Below are 13665 nucleotides of genomic sequence, written 5' to 3'. Positions count from 1 at the left end.
GCTCACCGCTTGCAGCGGGCGACGAGCGCCTGCGCCGTCGCGGCAGTCAGCGCCTCCTGGTGCCGGCCGCAGACCTGCCCGTCCGCGCCGATCGCCAGGCTGTAGGGCAGCCCGGCGGTCTCTTCGGAGATGGTCCGCCACAGCCGCCGCTGGATGCCCGTCTCGGGGTCCCAGCGCGCGGTGCGGGGTACCTGTTCGAGCATCAGCCGGGTGGCGCGGCTGTCGTCCACCGGCACCACCAGCACGCGATACGGCCGGGCGCCGCCGGTGATCTCGGCAAGGTGGCCAAGCTCGCCATGGCAGGGCGCGCACCACGCCGCGACGAACAGCAGCACGCTTTCCGGCGGATAGGGAAGGGGCTCCTCGCCTGCTGCGGGCGCCGTGCTTGAAAGTACTGCCGCCAAGAGCATGGCGCAGCGTCCGAAAATTTTGCCGCGGCTGCTTCTCGACATTGTCGCGCCTGCATGATTGGGTGGCTGCATCGATATGGGGGGTATCACAATGTCTTCGCTGATTCTTGCGCTATTGCTCGCAGGTGCCGCCGATCCGCAGCAGCAGGCGGGCGTGCCCGCCCTCACGTTGCAGCAGCTGTTTGACAAGGCGACCAAGGCCGCCGCCGACGGCGAATGCGCCGAGGCGGTGGCGACCTTCGCGCAGATCGAGAAGAACCCCAAGGCGATGGCGAGCGCCACCGTCCGCGCCGCGATCGACGTGCGGAAGGGCTATTGCCTGATCACGCTGGAGCAGGTGGAGGAAGGCGAGGCGGCGATCCGCCGCGGGCTGCCGGTGCTGGCGGCAAAGGGCGGCAGCTTCGAGGAGGAGGTGCTGCAGGCCCATCTCGCGCTGGGCAAGATCGCGGTGCTGCGGTTCGACTATACCACGGCGGCCGCCGAATTTCGCATCGCGCTGGACAGCAGCACCGGTGACAGGCGGATCAAGCCGCTGCTCGCGCTGTCGCAGGTGCTGATGTTCGACCAGGATGGGGAAGCGTTGCGCTACGCCACCGAGGCGCGCAGCCTGATCGTGGCGAACCCCAAGGCCGATCCGGGCGCTGTGGCGGCGGTGCAATCGCTCTATGCGCGGACCCTGCTCAACGCCGGCCGCGCCCAGGAAGCCTATGCCGAGCTCAAGAACAGTCTGCGCAAGCAGGGCGGGCTGAGCCTGAAGGTGGATAGCGCTGGCCTGGCGACGCGTTCGGATCTCGCCATCGCGGCGTGGATGAACCGGGATTTCGAATCCGCGCGCAATTATCTGGCCTATACCGGCGCCGGTCGTTTCCGCGATTCCCCGTTCGGTCGCGCCACCGAGATGGACCCGCCGCCCTGCGGCGAAGCGACAGGATTGAAGCCGGATGACGTCGCGATCGTCGAATTCTCGCTGGCGGAGGACGGGCATGTCGAAGGCGTACTGCCGGTCTACACGCTGGCCGGTCGGAAAGCCGCGTTGGCGTTCTCGCGCGCGGTGGCGGGCTGGTCGTGGACTGCGGAAACCGCGAAGAGCGTGCCGCTCTTTTTCCGTCGGGCGACCCGCATCGAGCTGCGCTGCTCGAACGGCGGCGATAATCCCTCGCTGATCCAGCCGCTTGCCGCCACCTTCGCCGATTGGATTGCCGGGCAGGGCGTTGCCGAAGGTGCCGACAAGGACGAACCCGACGCCAAGGCCCTGCCAGCACAGCAGGCTGCGCTGGCGACGGCGCGGGCGAAGGGCGATCGCGCCGCCGTTCTTGCCGCGGCTGTGGCGATCGGCCGGAACAGCGTCGCCGGCCAGGACCAGCGCAAGGCGATGCTGGGCGAGGCGGTCGTGCTGGCCGACGCGCTTGCCGCACCCATCCCGGCGCGCGCGTTCCTCGCCATCGAGCAGGCGAGCGTTTCGAGCCATGACGGGGGCTATGTGCAGCGGTTGCGCGCGCTGCTGGCCCGGCCCGAGTTCCAGCAGGATCCGCTTGCCGCAGCGACGCTGCGGCTGCTGGTCGCGCTGCCGCGTTCCCGTCGCGGGGTGCCTGGCGACGCCGATACGCTGCTCGCCCAGGTGATCGCGGCCCCGGCGCTGCCCGATCGCCATCCGCTCAAGGTGGCGGCGCTGCTCCAGCGGGCGAACCTCGCCGCGGCGAAGGGGCGCGTGGAAGAGGCGCAGCAGGCGTTCGCCGGTACCGGGCTGACCAGCAAGCAATGCGCGCTGCTCGGGCTCAAGCCGGCGGTGCGGTCCTACGGCAATACCGACCAATTTCCCGACACGGCGTCGCGCTTCGGCTTCGAAGGCTGGGTCCGTTCGGAGTTCGACGTCGCGCCAGACGGGCACACGCTGTCGCCGCGGGTCGTAAGCGCCTATCCCGCCTTTGTGTTCGACGAGGCCGGCATCGGCGTGGCCAAGGGCCTGCGGTACACCAGCAGCTACCGTCCGGAAGAGGGGGCGGCCTGTACCGCGCAGAACATGACGATCGCATTCCAGCAGTTCGGTCGTTGACGCGCTGGGACGGAGCAGCTTGAAGGCGATATGACCAACGCCTCCCACATTCTCTCGCGTCGGACGCTGATCGGCGCCGGCATGGGTATCGCTGCCTGCCCGTCGACGCTGCTGGCACGCACCTCTGCCGCGACCGGGCTGATCGCCGGCACCTATGCGAACGGGGGTGGGCCGGGGCTGGTGCGGCTGGTCGCAGGTCCGCAGGGCTGGCGGGCAGCGACGCCGCTGCCGGCGATCCGCAACGTGTCGTTCGGCGTGCGATCGGCGACTACGGGGCTCCGCTATCTGCTCGACGAGCAGACCGAGGGGCGGCTGGGCATCTACGATGCGCGGTTCAACAGGCTGGCGGATCTTTCCACGCTGGGCGCCGATCCGTGCCACGCTGCGCTTTCGCCCGACGGTCGGCGCCTCGCCGTCGCCAATTACTCCAGCGGGTGCGTCGCGCTGTTCGCGCTCGATCGCGCCGGGCGTCCGCTGGGCGAGGGCACGCGGATCCAGCATGAAGGCAGCGGCCCCAATCGCGATCGCCAGGCCGGGCCGCACGCGCACTGGGTGGGCTTCACCGCGCGCGGCAGCCAGCTCCATTCGGTCGATCTCGGCGCGGACGCGGTGTTCCTCCACCGGCTGGGGGCTGGCGGTGCGATCGATACCAGCATCGCCTACCGCACCGAGGCGGGCGCCGGGCCCCGTCATCTGGCGCGCCACCCGCGCCTGCCGGTCGCCTATCTCGTCACCGAGCTCGCCAATACGGTAACGGTGCTGCGCGCGCATCCCGATGGCAGGTTCACCGCGCTGGCGACGCTTTCCACGCTGCCCAAGGGCTTTGCCGGCGCCTCGGCCGCCGCGCATATCGCGGTGAACGCAGCCGGTACCCGGCTCTACATTTCCAATCGCGGGCATGACAGCATCGCGGTATTCGCGATTCAGCGCGACGGCGGGCTTACCCTGCTCCAGCATGCCGGCTGCGGCGGCCATTGGCCGCGGCTGTTCCTGCTGCGCGAGGCAGGCGGCGAGCTGCTCGTCGCCAATCAGCGGTCGGGCAACATTGCGCGGCTGCCACTCGCGCGAGACGGGCGGCTGGGCACGCCGTCGCGCGGGCTGGCGATGCCTGGCGTGGTATTCGTCTCCGCCTGACCCGTCAGCGAGCGAGCCGCACCGCGGCGGTGCCCTCCGCCCAGACCGGCAGATACAGTCCCTGGCCGGAAGCCTGCAGCGTGCCCGTCCGCGTCCGCTCCAGCCGCGCATCGATGCGCAGCGGCCCCTCGCGTCGGGTGTCGATTGCGCGGCTGACCTTGCCGAGCAGTTCGGCATAGTCGCGCTCGAAATTCTGCGTGAGCGATGCGGCGATGAAGCTGCTCATGCCCGGCGCGTTCATCAGCCGCAGGATGAGATCGCCGCCCGTCATGTCGGTGGTGCCGCTGACGCCGAGGCTCTGGAAGTCGACGCGGCGGGAGTTGGGCAGATTGACCGGCGTGGCGATCAGCCACACCGTGCCGCGCGTGCGCCCGATCCGCCCGGCGACATCCTCGGCGGCGAACAGCAGTCCGACGGCCATCTGCCCGCCCTTGGTGCCGTAGATCGTCGCCGTCTCGAACCGGGCGCGCACCGGACCGACGCCGGGCACGTCGAACGGCCGGGCGGAGCGCTTGACCAGCGCCTTCATCAGCACCGGTTCCAGTTCCCGATAATCCGCGATCACCGGCACGAACAGTGATACCTTCCCCATCGGCCCCTGGAGCGGCTGCATCGCGGGCAGCGGCGTGGCCGTGGGGTCGGCCGGCCGCTGGCCGACAAAGGTCTCGGTCAGCGCCTCCATGCCCAGCCGCAGCTGGAGCCGGTTGCCGGTGATGGCGTAGCCGCCATAGCGCAGCTGCCTCGGCGTCACCCGCATCCACACCGGCGGGTTCTCGCGGTTGAGCGACAGGGTGGTGAAGGCGGAGCGCCATGCCTCCTCGATCTTCTGCCGCACGCCGAGCTTGCGCAGTTCGCCGGGCAGTTCGCGTTCGAGCTTGGCGATCACCGGCGCCAGCTTGCGATCAGCCTTGTCGGTAAACTCGATGCGCTGGCCGAGCAGATCGACATGCGGCGCATCCCGCCACGCATAGTCGATGCTGATCTTGCCGCGCGGGTTCCAGTCCGGTCCGAGCGAGAGGCGGATCACCGCGTGCGCCATGGCGTCGGCCGTCGCGGTCTCGCGCTTCAGCACGCCGCCGATATCCTCGGCGCGGACCACCGCGTGGAGCGGCATGGCCAGCCGGATCGTCTCGCCGCTGCCGCCGATGGTCATGCGACCGCGCGTCACCTCGCCGACAATGCGGCACTTGATCTTGGGGGTCTTGAGGGTCGCGATGCCGAGATCGACGTGCTTCTGCGCGACGCAGGTCTGGCCGGGTGCGTCGATCCCCCACAGCCGGCGCGGCACCGCACGCTCCAGCGTGGCGGCGAGATCGGCAAGATTGGCTTCCAGGGGCAGGGTGAGCGTCGACAGTTCGGGCGTCACCGTGATCCCGTCCTTGGCGCGCGGCGGGGCGCCGCCGCCCCGGTCGCCCGAGCAGCCGGCCAGCACGAGCAGCACCAGCGTCCAGAGATACTGCCCGCGCATCGCTTTCCCCTTGTTGCCGGACCGGAACGAAGGGGCTCAACCAGCCGGAGGGCGAGCGGGTTCCCTGCGGATCAGTGCAGCATATGGGCCGGGGCTCGGGCGCCATGCACGGACGCGCGCGTGTCCGCCCGGAAATGGCTGGCCTTGTCGCTCAGCACCGCCACTTCCTCGGCCAGCTGGCGGGCGGCGACCGAGGTCTGCTCGACCATGGTCGCGTTCTGCTGCATGGATTCGTCCATCCGCGCCAGCGTGGCGCTGATCGCATTGACCGCGCGCGATTGCGACTGGTTGGCGGTCGCCATGTCGGCGAGGTCGGTGCGGACCTCGTCCACGTCGGTGGCGATCCCGGCAAAGGCGTCGTCTACCCGCTGGACCATGCCAAGCGCTTCCCCCACTTGAAGCTGGGTCGAGGTGAGCTGGTCCCGTGCGCGGCCCGCTTCCTCCTCTGCGCGCATCGCCAGGGCCGAAACCAGATCCGCCACGACCGCGAAGCCGCGGCCCGCCTCGCCGGCGCGGCCGGCTTCCACGGCGGCGTTCATCGCCAGCACGCGCGTCTGGAAGGCGATCTTGTCGAGCCCTTCGATCACGCTGTCGATGCCTTTGGCGCTCTCGTGCACGCGGCCCATCGCGCCCACTGCCTCGCCGGCGGCCGCGCGGCCGGCCTGCACCGTGACGACCGCATCGTTCGCCCGCGCGAGCGTGCGTCCGGCAGCGTCCGCGGTCGCGACCAGCCCCTCGTCTATACGCTTTACGGCGCCGGTCGTATCGCGCAGCGCGGCGGCATTCTCCTCGGTGCGCCGGCTCAACTGGTCGGCCACCTGGGCGATCTCGGTCGACCCGCCGCGAATGGCTGCGGCATTGTCGTTGATCGCTGCCAGCAGCCCCCGCAGTTGCTGCAGCGTTTCGTCGAACGCGCGTTCAAGGGCGGCATAGGCTTCCGGGAGGCGGCCCTTGAGCGACTGGCTGAGGTCGCCTTCGGCCAGTGCCGCCAGACCATCGCTCAGGATCGTGACGATGGTGCGCAGCTCCTCCGCCTGCCGACGGCGCGTGTCGGCGGTGGCGGTTTCGGCATCGGCGCGGTGCGTGCTTTCGGACTGAAGCGCCCCGATCAGACCGTTGATGCTGCCGGTCAGCAGGATCAGCGCGCCGGCCTGGGACACCAGGATCACCGCGTGCAGCACGATGCGCGGCAGGCCGCCGCCATTGGTGAACACCCAGTCCGGCACGAGCAGCCCGAACAGCAGGTGGTGCACCGCGACGACCGCCGTACCGGCGACGATCGCGCGCGCGTCGCACAGCACCGCGCAGGCCGCGAGCGCGGCGAAGAAGATCATGTGCAGGTCGGGCTGCCAGGCCTGACCGCGGAACACGATGAGCAGCAGCGCAGGCTGGGCCACGATGGTCATCGACACGATCAGGCGACATCGGGGATCAATCGCGCCCTGCAGCGCGAGGAGCAGCGGATAGGCCGCCACCACCAGCGAAGCGCCGGCGAGCATCGCCTGTCCGGTCGCCAGCCCGCCGACGGCACCGGCCAGTGCCAGAAGCGCCATCAGCGCGGCGAGCAGCCGCATGCCGGTGGATCGGAGGGAGTCGAGGGACAGGCGCGTCATCGGGGTTCCGAAGCGACGGGATCGCTGCAGAAGGGAGGGCTTCCGCGCAGCACCAGCACACCGTGCGCGAGCATGCGCGGCATGATCCTGTCGCGCGTGCCGGTGACGAACCGTGTCCCCGGCAGGCGGCCGACGCCGGTGATCGCCGCACCGGACTCCTCGGCCAGCCGCGCCAATGCGGCGGCACCGGCGTCCGTCAGCGGGATCAGTACCATGCTGCCATGGCTCGGCGGTACGAAGCCGAGCACGCCCACACCGGCGAGCGCGATCGCCTGCGCCGTCAGCGCAAAGGGTCCTGGCCTCCGCGGTGCGGGTGATCGACGGGAAAAGAGCATAGGTATCTATAGGCGATGCGCGGCTTCCCGGCGCTGCCAAGCACCTGTCTTTATGGACATACGGGCCGCCTCGGGGGCGGCTTACCCCGCGAGCAGGCGAAAGGCGCGCCGGTTGGCGATGGCCACGGCAGCATGGCCGCGCATCAGCCGTTCGGCCCGATCGGCATCGCCGCCGGCGATCGCCTCGAACACCGCCCGGTGTTCGTGATGTGCCGCCAGCAGGTGGCGATACTCGCCCTCCAGATCTTCCCAGTCGAGCGCCAATGCCGCTGCCGAGGCGAAGGGCAGGTGGTTGTTGCGTCCCAGCGCCAACGCGATCGAGGGATTGCCGCTCGCCGTGATCAACAGGTCGTGAAAGGCCAGATTGTAGCGGTAGAATCCGTCCAGGTCGCCGTCCGCCAGATGCCCCTTGGCGAACAGCGTGTCGCCATCGGCGAGGATCGCGGTGAGGTGTGCCTGTTCCTTCTCGGTCAGCCCGCGTTCGGCGAGACGACGTGCCGCGAGCCCCTCCAGCACGCCGCGCACCTCGATCGCGCCGGTGATTGCCGCGGCGTCGACCGCGCGCGGCGTATAGCCCCGCGCGCCGAGCTTCACCACCAGCCCTTCATGCTCCAGCGCCCGCAAGGCGGTGCGTACCGGCATGCGCGAGACGCCCAGCATCTCGGCGGTCGGGATCTCGGCGATGCGGTCGCCCGGCTGGATCGATCCGTCTGCGATCATTCGGCGAAGGGCGACCAGCACCTGCTGGCCCGGCTTGGCAGGCTTTTCCATCACCCGCGCTTAAAGCATTGGCGCGGCGTGGCGCCAAGGGGTCAGGCGGCGGCTTCGACTTCCGGGCGCCGCTCCGCCGCGATCGCCCGGTCGATCATCAGTCGGGAACGCACGCCGCCGGCATCGATGTTGAGCTTCATCAGTTTGCGCTCGGGATAGCGCAGCAGATTGGCCTGCTGGCGTTCGAGCATTTCCAGATCCTCGCCGAAGATCGTGCCCTGGCCGGTGCGGATCGTATCGGTCAGCGCCGTGTCGGCCACGGCGAAGCGGCGCGCCATGCCCCAGAAATAATGGTGCGACGTCTCGGTCTCGGGGGTGATGAAGTCGACGACGATGCTGGACGCCTTCCAGCGATCCTCGGCATCATAGCCGCCCTTGCCGGCGAGCGCGACGCCTACTTCGATCAGCACGTGGCTGGGCAGGGTGAAGCGGCAGATCTGCCAGCGATCCACCGGCTGGTCATCGGGTAGGCCCGCGCCGCGCAGCGCCATCTTCCAGAAGGGCGGTGCCTCGATCCCGTCCATGAACCGGCGAGTGACGACCTGTTCGCCATCGATCAGCGTCTCGACCGGCGCCTCGTCGATCTCCTTCTGGCCGATGCTGCTGCTGTGGACATAGGTCTCATGGGTGAGGTCCATGAGGTTGTCGATCATCAGCCGATAGTCGCAGTGGATGTGGTAATAGCCGCCGCCATAGGCCCATTCGGGGCTCTCCGCCCATTCGAGATGGTGGAGCCTAGCGGGATCGGCGGTCTCGAAATCGCCGGGCCAGACCCAGAGAAAGCCATAGCGTTCGATCACCGCGAAGCGGCGGACGCCGGCGAATCTGTCGACACGCTGGCCGGGCATTGACGTGGCGCGGCCCGTGCAGCCCATGACCAGCCCGTGATAGCCGCAGACCAGTTCGCCATCGCGGACGAAGCCGAGCGACAAGGGCGCGCCGCGGTGCGGGCAGAAATCCTCGAGCGCGATCGCCTGGCCCTCGGCCCCGCGGAAGAACACCATGGGCTGGCCACAGATTGTCCGGCCCAGCGGTCGGTCGGCCAATTCGCCGGCGGATGCGGCGACATACCAGGCCTCTTTGGGCCAGGTCTGGGGGGCGCGGTGCGTGGTGGCGATCTGCTCGACCATGGGTGTCCTCTCCGTTATTGGATCCAATAGAGGGTCAAACGGAGAGGGAGTCAAGTGCCCTATGCTCCGGCAATGCGGCCAGCATCGTCTTGGCCGCCCTCGCAAAGGCGGCGCAGTCCTCCTGCGCGGAGGGCAGCGCCTGGCGGAAATGGATGAAGCCATGGATCATGCCTTCGGCCTCCAGCCGTTGCACGGGCACGCCTGCCGCTTCCACCCGATCGGCATAGGCATGGGCGGCGTCGCGCAGCGGATCGAGGCCTGCGGTGTGGAGCAGCAACGGTACCGGGGGAATCGGCCCATGGATGCAGTCATGGCGCGGGTCGCCGGCGGGTGCCTGGTACTGGGCGTCGAACCAGGCCATCTCGTCCTTGCTGAGGAAGAAGCCTTCGCCGAACCTGCGGTAGGACGGCCAGTCGGTACCGCCGCCCATATAGGGATAAAAGGCCCAGCAGGCGCGCAGCGGCACCGCGGCGGGACGCAGCGCGAGCTGCTGGGCGGTGACGATGGCGAGATTGCCGCCCGCGCTGTCGCCGCAGGGGATGACGCCGGTAACCTGGAAGCCGAACGCGTCCGGCGTCGAGCCCACCCAGCGGGCTGCAGCCTCGGCATCCTCGGGCGCAGCGGGAAAGGGATGTTCGGGCGCGAGACGATAGTCGACCGCCAGCACCGGCAGGTCCAGCGTGTCGGCCAGCCAGGTACAGAAGCTGTGATGGGTGCCGAGGTCGCCGATGACGAAGCCGCCGCCATGGAAGAACAGGACCAGCGGGCTCGCAATGCGGTCGAGGCGTCGGTCGTAGAGCCGTGCGGGAAGCGGCCCGGCGGGGCCGGGTATGGTCCAATCCTGTACGCGCGCGATCGACAGCGGTGGCAGATCGGCTACCGCGCAATTCGCCCGCATCACCAGCCGCCCGGCTTCCACCGGCAACGCCGAAAGTGGGGGCGAGGCGTTTTCTGCCAGATAGGCGAGGAAGGCGGCGACGTCCGGCCGCAGCGTGGTTTCGGTCATGAATCCTGCTCCATCAGCAGCACCGGCTTGATCACGGCGCCGGTTTCCGAATCGTGCACCGCCTGGTCGATGGCGGCGAAGGGATAGGTCCGCACCAGTTTCTCCATCGGCAGCCAGCCGGCGCGATAGTGCTCGATCAGCTCGGGCACGAAGCGCTGCGGATCGATTCCGCCCTCCACTACCCCGACGATCCTGCGACCCAGGCTCATGATCGCCGAGGCGTCGATCGCGAGCTTGGGATCGGAGGGGTAGGCGCCGACCAGCGCCAAGGTTCCCCGCGCGGCAAGCAGGTCGACCGCCTGGACCAGCAGCGCCGGGACCCCGGTCGTGTCGACGACGAAGTCGAATGGCCCGCGGAGGGCGTCGATGCTCGTCGCGGTCTCCGTGGCGCCGAGCTCGCCGCCGAGGTCGAGGCGATGGGCGTGGCGGTCGAGCAGCGCGATCCGGCCGGCACCGGCGATACGCGCGGCCATCACGGCCGCAAGCCCGACCGCGCCCGCGCCGAACACCGCGATCGACTGGCCCGCCTGGAGTTTCAGCGTCTCCAGCACCGTGCCAGCACCGGTCTGGATGCCGCAACCTAGCGGCGCGAGCAGGTGGAGCGGCAGGTCCGCGTCCACCTTCACCACGTTTCGCGGATGGGCGAGCGCATGGCTCGCGAAGGCGGACTGGCCGAAGATGTTGCTCCCAACCCGTTCTTCCCCACGCCACAGGCCGCCCTGCCCGGGTGCCAGCGCGCCGAGGAAGTTGCGCGGGAAGAATTCGGGGCAATAGCCCGGCTGATGCTCGTGGCAGGCCGGGCATGCCCCGCAGCTGTCGAAGCTGAGCAGCACCGGGTCGCCGGGGGCGAGGCCGGTCACCCCCGGCCCCACCGCCTCGACCACCCCCGCGCCCTCATGGCCGAACACGGCGGGGAACGGCACGGGGAGGGCGCCGTCGCGCATCACCATGTCGGTGTGGCACACGCCGCAGGCGGTGATCCGCACCAGCACCTGTTCCGGCCCCGGCGGATCGATCCGCAGCGTCTCGATCCGGAAGCCGCCGCCTGCCGCCTCGGTGACGGCTGCCTGAATGTCCATGGAAGCGCTCCCGTCAGAACTTGAAGCCGAAGCGCGCATACCATTCGCGCGGGCGGCTATAGGTGCCGAAGAAGGTGCCGTCGGCGATGTTCGAGCCGCCGGAGGTGAGATAGCGGTTGTCGGTGAGGTTGGTGCCCCCGACCGTCAGCGTCCAATGCTCGCCGGGTTCCTGATAGGCGATGCTGGCATTGACCAGGTCGACCGCGGCACGTCGGAGGATGAAGGTGCGCTGGGTGTCGTTCCACAAACTGCTGGCATGGCTCCAGTCGGCGAGGAAGATCAGCGATCCGCCATTGCCGATCCGCGTTTCGTAGCGCGGCGAGAGGTTCACCTTCCAGTTCGGGGTCTTGGGGAGCGACGTGCCGACCAGCGTGCCCGCCTGGAACGCGTTGGTGCCGCCCACCGCGGCCGCGGCCGCCGAGACGCGGGTGTAGACCGCGTCGATATAGCCCAGCGAGGCGTTGACGGTCAGACCCCGCACCGGCGCGGCGATCGCTTCCAGTTCGAATCCTCGGATCCGCGCGTCGCCGGCATTGGCGATGGTGGGCGAGGTGCCGATCTGGATGTTGAGCTGGATATCCTTGTAGTCGGTGCTGAAGGCGGCGGCGTTCAGCTGCAGCTTCCGGTCGAGCAGCGTCGACTTCACGCCGACTTCCCAGGTCGTCGCGGTCTCCTCGTTGAAATCTGGCGCGACATTGCCCTGCGGGTTGGTGAGGCGGGTGGTCCAGCCGCCGGTCTTGTAGCCGCGCGACCAGCTGCCGTAGAGCATGACGTCGTCATTCGGGTGCAGCTGCACGCCGAATTTGGGCGAGAAATCGCTGAACGACTTGCGGTTCATTCCCGGCACATAGACGCGCACCGGATTGCTCGGATCCGGATAGCCCAGACCCACCCGGCAGGGGATGGGGGCGAGCGGGAAGGGTCCGTTCGGCGTGATGTTGCCGTTCGCGTCCGAGCAACCGAACAGCTTGTAGTTGAAGCCGTTCAGCTCCTGCTGGCCGCCCTCGAACCGCTTCTTCTCGTTGGTGTAGCGGCCGCCGACGGTCAGGCCGAGCCAGTCGGTCGGGCGATAGTCGATCTGGCCGAACGCGGCATAGTTGGCGGTTTCCAGCCGGTTGGGGCCATCCACCTGCACCTGGCCCTCGGCGAACGTCACGAAGTCGTGGAGGTTGCCCGCTTCCTTGAAATAATAGCCGCCGAGCACATAGTTCAGCTTGTTGTCGAGCGCCTTGCCGAGCAGCTGCACTTCCTGGCTGAACTGCCACTGGCGCATGTTGAAGCTGAGCTGGAGGAAGTTGAGCGGGGATCCATCCGCGTCCAGCCCGGCGCTCCAGTCGAGCTGGCGATAGGCGGTGATCGACTTGAGCGCGACCGCGTCGCTCAGGTCATAGTCGATAACGCCGGAAAAGCCCCAGTTCCTGAGATCGGAAAAGGCGTTGCCGGTGGCGTAGCTCTTGTCCGGATCGGAGAGCACATAGCGGCTGTCCCAGGGCAGGCGGTTGTTCGCCGGATTGCCGTCGACATTGACCCCGGCATAGCTCGGCACCTGAAAGCGTGGATTGAACTGGGTGCCGGAGGTGCCGCACAGCGCCTGTGCGCCGCGTGCGGCGATCTGCGCCTGGGTCGCTCCGATGCAGAAGTTGTAAAGCCCGGCGAAGTTGAAGCCGGTGGTGCCGGTTGGGTCGAAGCCGGTCCCGGGCAGGTTGGTGGTGCCGGCGAAGTTGCCGGGCACGGTCTCGGCCGTGCCGAGCAGCTTGTTGGCGCTGGTACCCTTGTCGCGGCTATAGTCGCCGGAGAGGGTGAGGGTGAGCGGCCCGCCGTTGGACCATTTGACCTTGCTGCGCAGGTTCCAGTTGTCGTTGCCGCCTTCGCGCTGGGCATTGCCATAGCCTGCGGCCGAGAAGGCCGTGTAGGACGGGGTATTGTTGGCGCGCTGGTCCGGATAGGGGATGCGCTCGAGGAAGCCGTCGCGCGACTGCACGCCAAAGCTCAGGATCGCGCCCAGCCCGTCGGTGATGGGGATGTCGATCGACCCGCGCGCACCCAGCCGCTTGTAGCTGCCGGTGGTCACGTCGCCCTGAACGCGGAAGTCCTTGCCCGGATCGCGGGTGACGATCGAGATCGCGCCGCCGATCGTGTTGCGGCCGAACAACGTGCCCTGCGGGCCCTTCAGCACCTCGACCCGGGCGACGTCCATCAGGTCCTGGTTCGCGCCCACCGTGCGCGCGAGATAGACGCCGTCGAGATAGAGGCCGACGCCGGGATCGATGTTGAAGGCGAAATCGTCCGAGCCGATGCCGCGGATATAGGCGGAGAGCACGGCGGGCGATCCCGAAAAGGGCGTGCCGGCATCGAGATTGACGTTGGGCGCGATGGCGGACAGCTGGGAGACGCTACCCACGGCGCGCTCCTGCAGCGTGTCGGCGCCGAAGGCGGAAATGGCGATCGGCACGTCCTGGACGTTCTCGGCGCGCTTCTGCGCCGTAACGACGATCTCCGCGATGCCGCCATCCTGCTGTTTGGTGTCCGGCTGGGCGGGTTGTTCGGTGGTTTGGGCCCAGACGGGCGCCGCCCATGCTGCCGACGCGAGCAGGGCCGTGGCGAGACCAATGCGCATTTTCCTCTCCCGATGACACGCCTTCTGCGGCGCTTATGGGGAGAGGCTA

The 13665-nt window shown here is 68.8% G+C and carries 11 protein-coding genes; 2 read left to right on the top strand and 9 right to left on the bottom strand.

Annotated features, from left to right (window positions below):
- Positions 1-2: 2 nt before the first annotated feature.
- Positions 3-410 carry a TlpA family protein disulfide reductase gene (locus tag KK7_RS0114115; RefSeq protein WP_029623291.1) on the bottom strand — a complete coding sequence of 136 codons (408 nt, stop codon included), beginning with the start codon at positions 408-410 and terminating at the stop codon, positions 3-5.
- Positions 411-501: 91 nt separating this feature from the next.
- Here KK7_RS0114115 and KK7_RS0114110 point away from each other — a divergent pair, with 91 nt between their 5' ends.
- Positions 502-2463 carry an energy transducer TonB gene (locus KK7_RS0114110; RefSeq protein ID WP_010545290.1) on the top strand — a complete coding sequence of 654 codons (1962 nt, stop codon included), beginning with the start codon at positions 502-504 and terminating at the stop codon, positions 2461-2463.
- A 30-nt stretch (positions 2464-2493) separates the two neighbouring features.
- Complete coding sequence (locus KK7_RS0114105) at positions 2494-3597, top strand: lactonase family protein (RefSeq protein ID WP_010545289.1); 1104 nt, start codon at positions 2494-2496, stop codon at positions 3595-3597.
- 4 nt (positions 3598-3601) lie between these two features.
- On the opposite strand, the gene KK7_RS0114100 is transcribed toward KK7_RS0114105, so the two are convergent.
- The 8 genes from KK7_RS0114100 to KK7_RS0114065 all read right to left on the bottom strand — a co-directional run bounded on the left by KK7_RS0114100 (position 3602) and on the right by KK7_RS0114065 (position 13616).
- On the bottom strand, positions 3602-5065 hold the full coding sequence (locus KK7_RS0114100) for a DUF4403 family protein (RefSeq protein ID WP_010545288.1): 1464 nt from the start codon (positions 5063-5065) through the stop codon (positions 3602-3604).
- A 71-nt stretch (positions 5066-5136) separates the two neighbouring features.
- Complete coding sequence (locus KK7_RS0114095) at positions 5137-6678, bottom strand: methyl-accepting chemotaxis protein (protein WP_010545287.1); 1542 nt, start codon at positions 6676-6678, stop codon at positions 5137-5139.
- A complete protein-coding gene (locus KK7_RS20750) occupies positions 6675-7013 on the bottom strand; it encodes a hypothetical protein (RefSeq protein ID WP_138983968.1) in 339 nt (112 codons plus the stop codon). Before KK7_RS20750 ends, KK7_RS0114095 begins: the two co-directional genes overlap by 4 nt.
- 81 nt (positions 7014-7094) lie before the next feature.
- Positions 7095-7784: a GntR family transcriptional regulator gene (locus KK7_RS0114085; protein ID WP_010545285.1), complete on the bottom strand. Its 690-nt coding sequence runs from the start codon at positions 7782-7784 to the stop codon at positions 7095-7097.
- 41 nt (positions 7785-7825) lie between these two features.
- The gene (locus KK7_RS0114080; protein WP_010545284.1) at positions 7826-8914 is read right to left on the bottom strand and encodes an aromatic ring-hydroxylating oxygenase subunit alpha; all 1089 of its coding nucleotides are present in this window, start codon (positions 8912-8914) and stop codon (positions 7826-7828) included.
- A 34-nt stretch (positions 8915-8948) separates the two neighbouring features.
- On the bottom strand, positions 8949-9920 hold the full coding sequence (locus KK7_RS0114075) for an alpha/beta hydrolase (RefSeq protein ID WP_010545283.1): 972 nt from the start codon (positions 9918-9920) through the stop codon (positions 8949-8951).
- Positions 9917-10999 (bottom strand): NAD(P)-dependent alcohol dehydrogenase, encoded by a 1083-nt coding sequence (locus tag KK7_RS0114070; RefSeq protein WP_010545282.1) that lies wholly within the window; start codon positions 10997-10999, stop codon positions 9917-9919. The genes KK7_RS0114075 and KK7_RS0114070 overlap by 4 nt, the downstream gene beginning before the upstream one ends.
- 13 nt (positions 11000-11012) lie before the next feature.
- Positions 11013-13616 carry a TonB-dependent receptor gene (locus KK7_RS0114065; RefSeq protein ID WP_010545281.1) on the bottom strand — a complete coding sequence of 868 codons (2604 nt, stop codon included), beginning with the start codon at positions 13614-13616 and terminating at the stop codon, positions 11013-11015.
- Between the last annotated feature and the right edge of the window lie 49 nt (positions 13617-13665).

It is taken from the genome of Sphingomonas elodea ATCC 31461 (genome assembly GCF_000226955.1).
Classification (GTDB): domain Bacteria; phylum Pseudomonadota; class Alphaproteobacteria; order Sphingomonadales; family Sphingomonadaceae; genus Sphingomonas; species Sphingomonas elodea.
This window is presented reverse-complemented; position numbering and strand designations above follow the sequence as displayed.

Excerpts from the sequence above, each read along its gene's own strand:
- KK7_RS0114115 (WP_029623291.1), bottom strand. The coding sequence starts at position 410 with ATGCTCTTGGCGGCAGTACTTTCAAGCACGGCGCCCGCAGCAGGCGAG.
- KK7_RS0114065 (WP_010545281.1), bottom strand. The coding sequence starts at position 13,616 with ATGCGCATTGGTCTCGCCACGGCCCTGCTCGCGTCGGCAGCATGGGCG.
- KK7_RS0114075 (WP_010545283.1), bottom strand. The coding sequence starts at position 9,920 with ATGACCGAAACCACGCTGCGGCCGGACGTCGCCGCCTTCCTCGCCTAT.
- KK7_RS0114095 (WP_010545287.1), bottom strand. The coding sequence starts at position 6,678 with ATGACGCGCCTGTCCCTCGACTCCCTCCGATCCACCGGCATGCGGCTG.
- KK7_RS0114080 (WP_010545284.1), bottom strand. The coding sequence starts at position 8,914 with ATGGTCGAGCAGATCGCCACCACGCACCGCGCCCCCCAGACCTGGCCC.
- KK7_RS0114110 (WP_010545290.1), top strand. The coding sequence starts at position 502 with ATGTCTTCGCTGATTCTTGCGCTATTGCTCGCAGGTGCCGCCGATCCG.
- KK7_RS0114105 (WP_010545289.1), top strand. The coding sequence starts at position 2,494 with ATGACCAACGCCTCCCACATTCTCTCGCGTCGGACGCTGATCGGCGCC.
- KK7_RS20750 (WP_138983968.1), bottom strand. The coding sequence starts at position 7,013 with ATGCTCTTTTCCCGTCGATCACCCGCACCGCGGAGGCCAGGACCCTTT.
- KK7_RS0114100 (WP_010545288.1), bottom strand. The coding sequence starts at position 5,065 with ATGCGCGGGCAGTATCTCTGGACGCTGGTGCTGCTCGTGCTGGCCGGC.
- KK7_RS0114085 (WP_010545285.1), bottom strand. The coding sequence starts at position 7,784 with ATGGAAAAGCCTGCCAAGCCGGGCCAGCAGGTGCTGGTCGCCCTTCGC.
- KK7_RS0114070 (WP_010545282.1), bottom strand. The coding sequence starts at position 10,999 with ATGGACATTCAGGCAGCCGTCACCGAGGCGGCAGGCGGCGGCTTCCGG.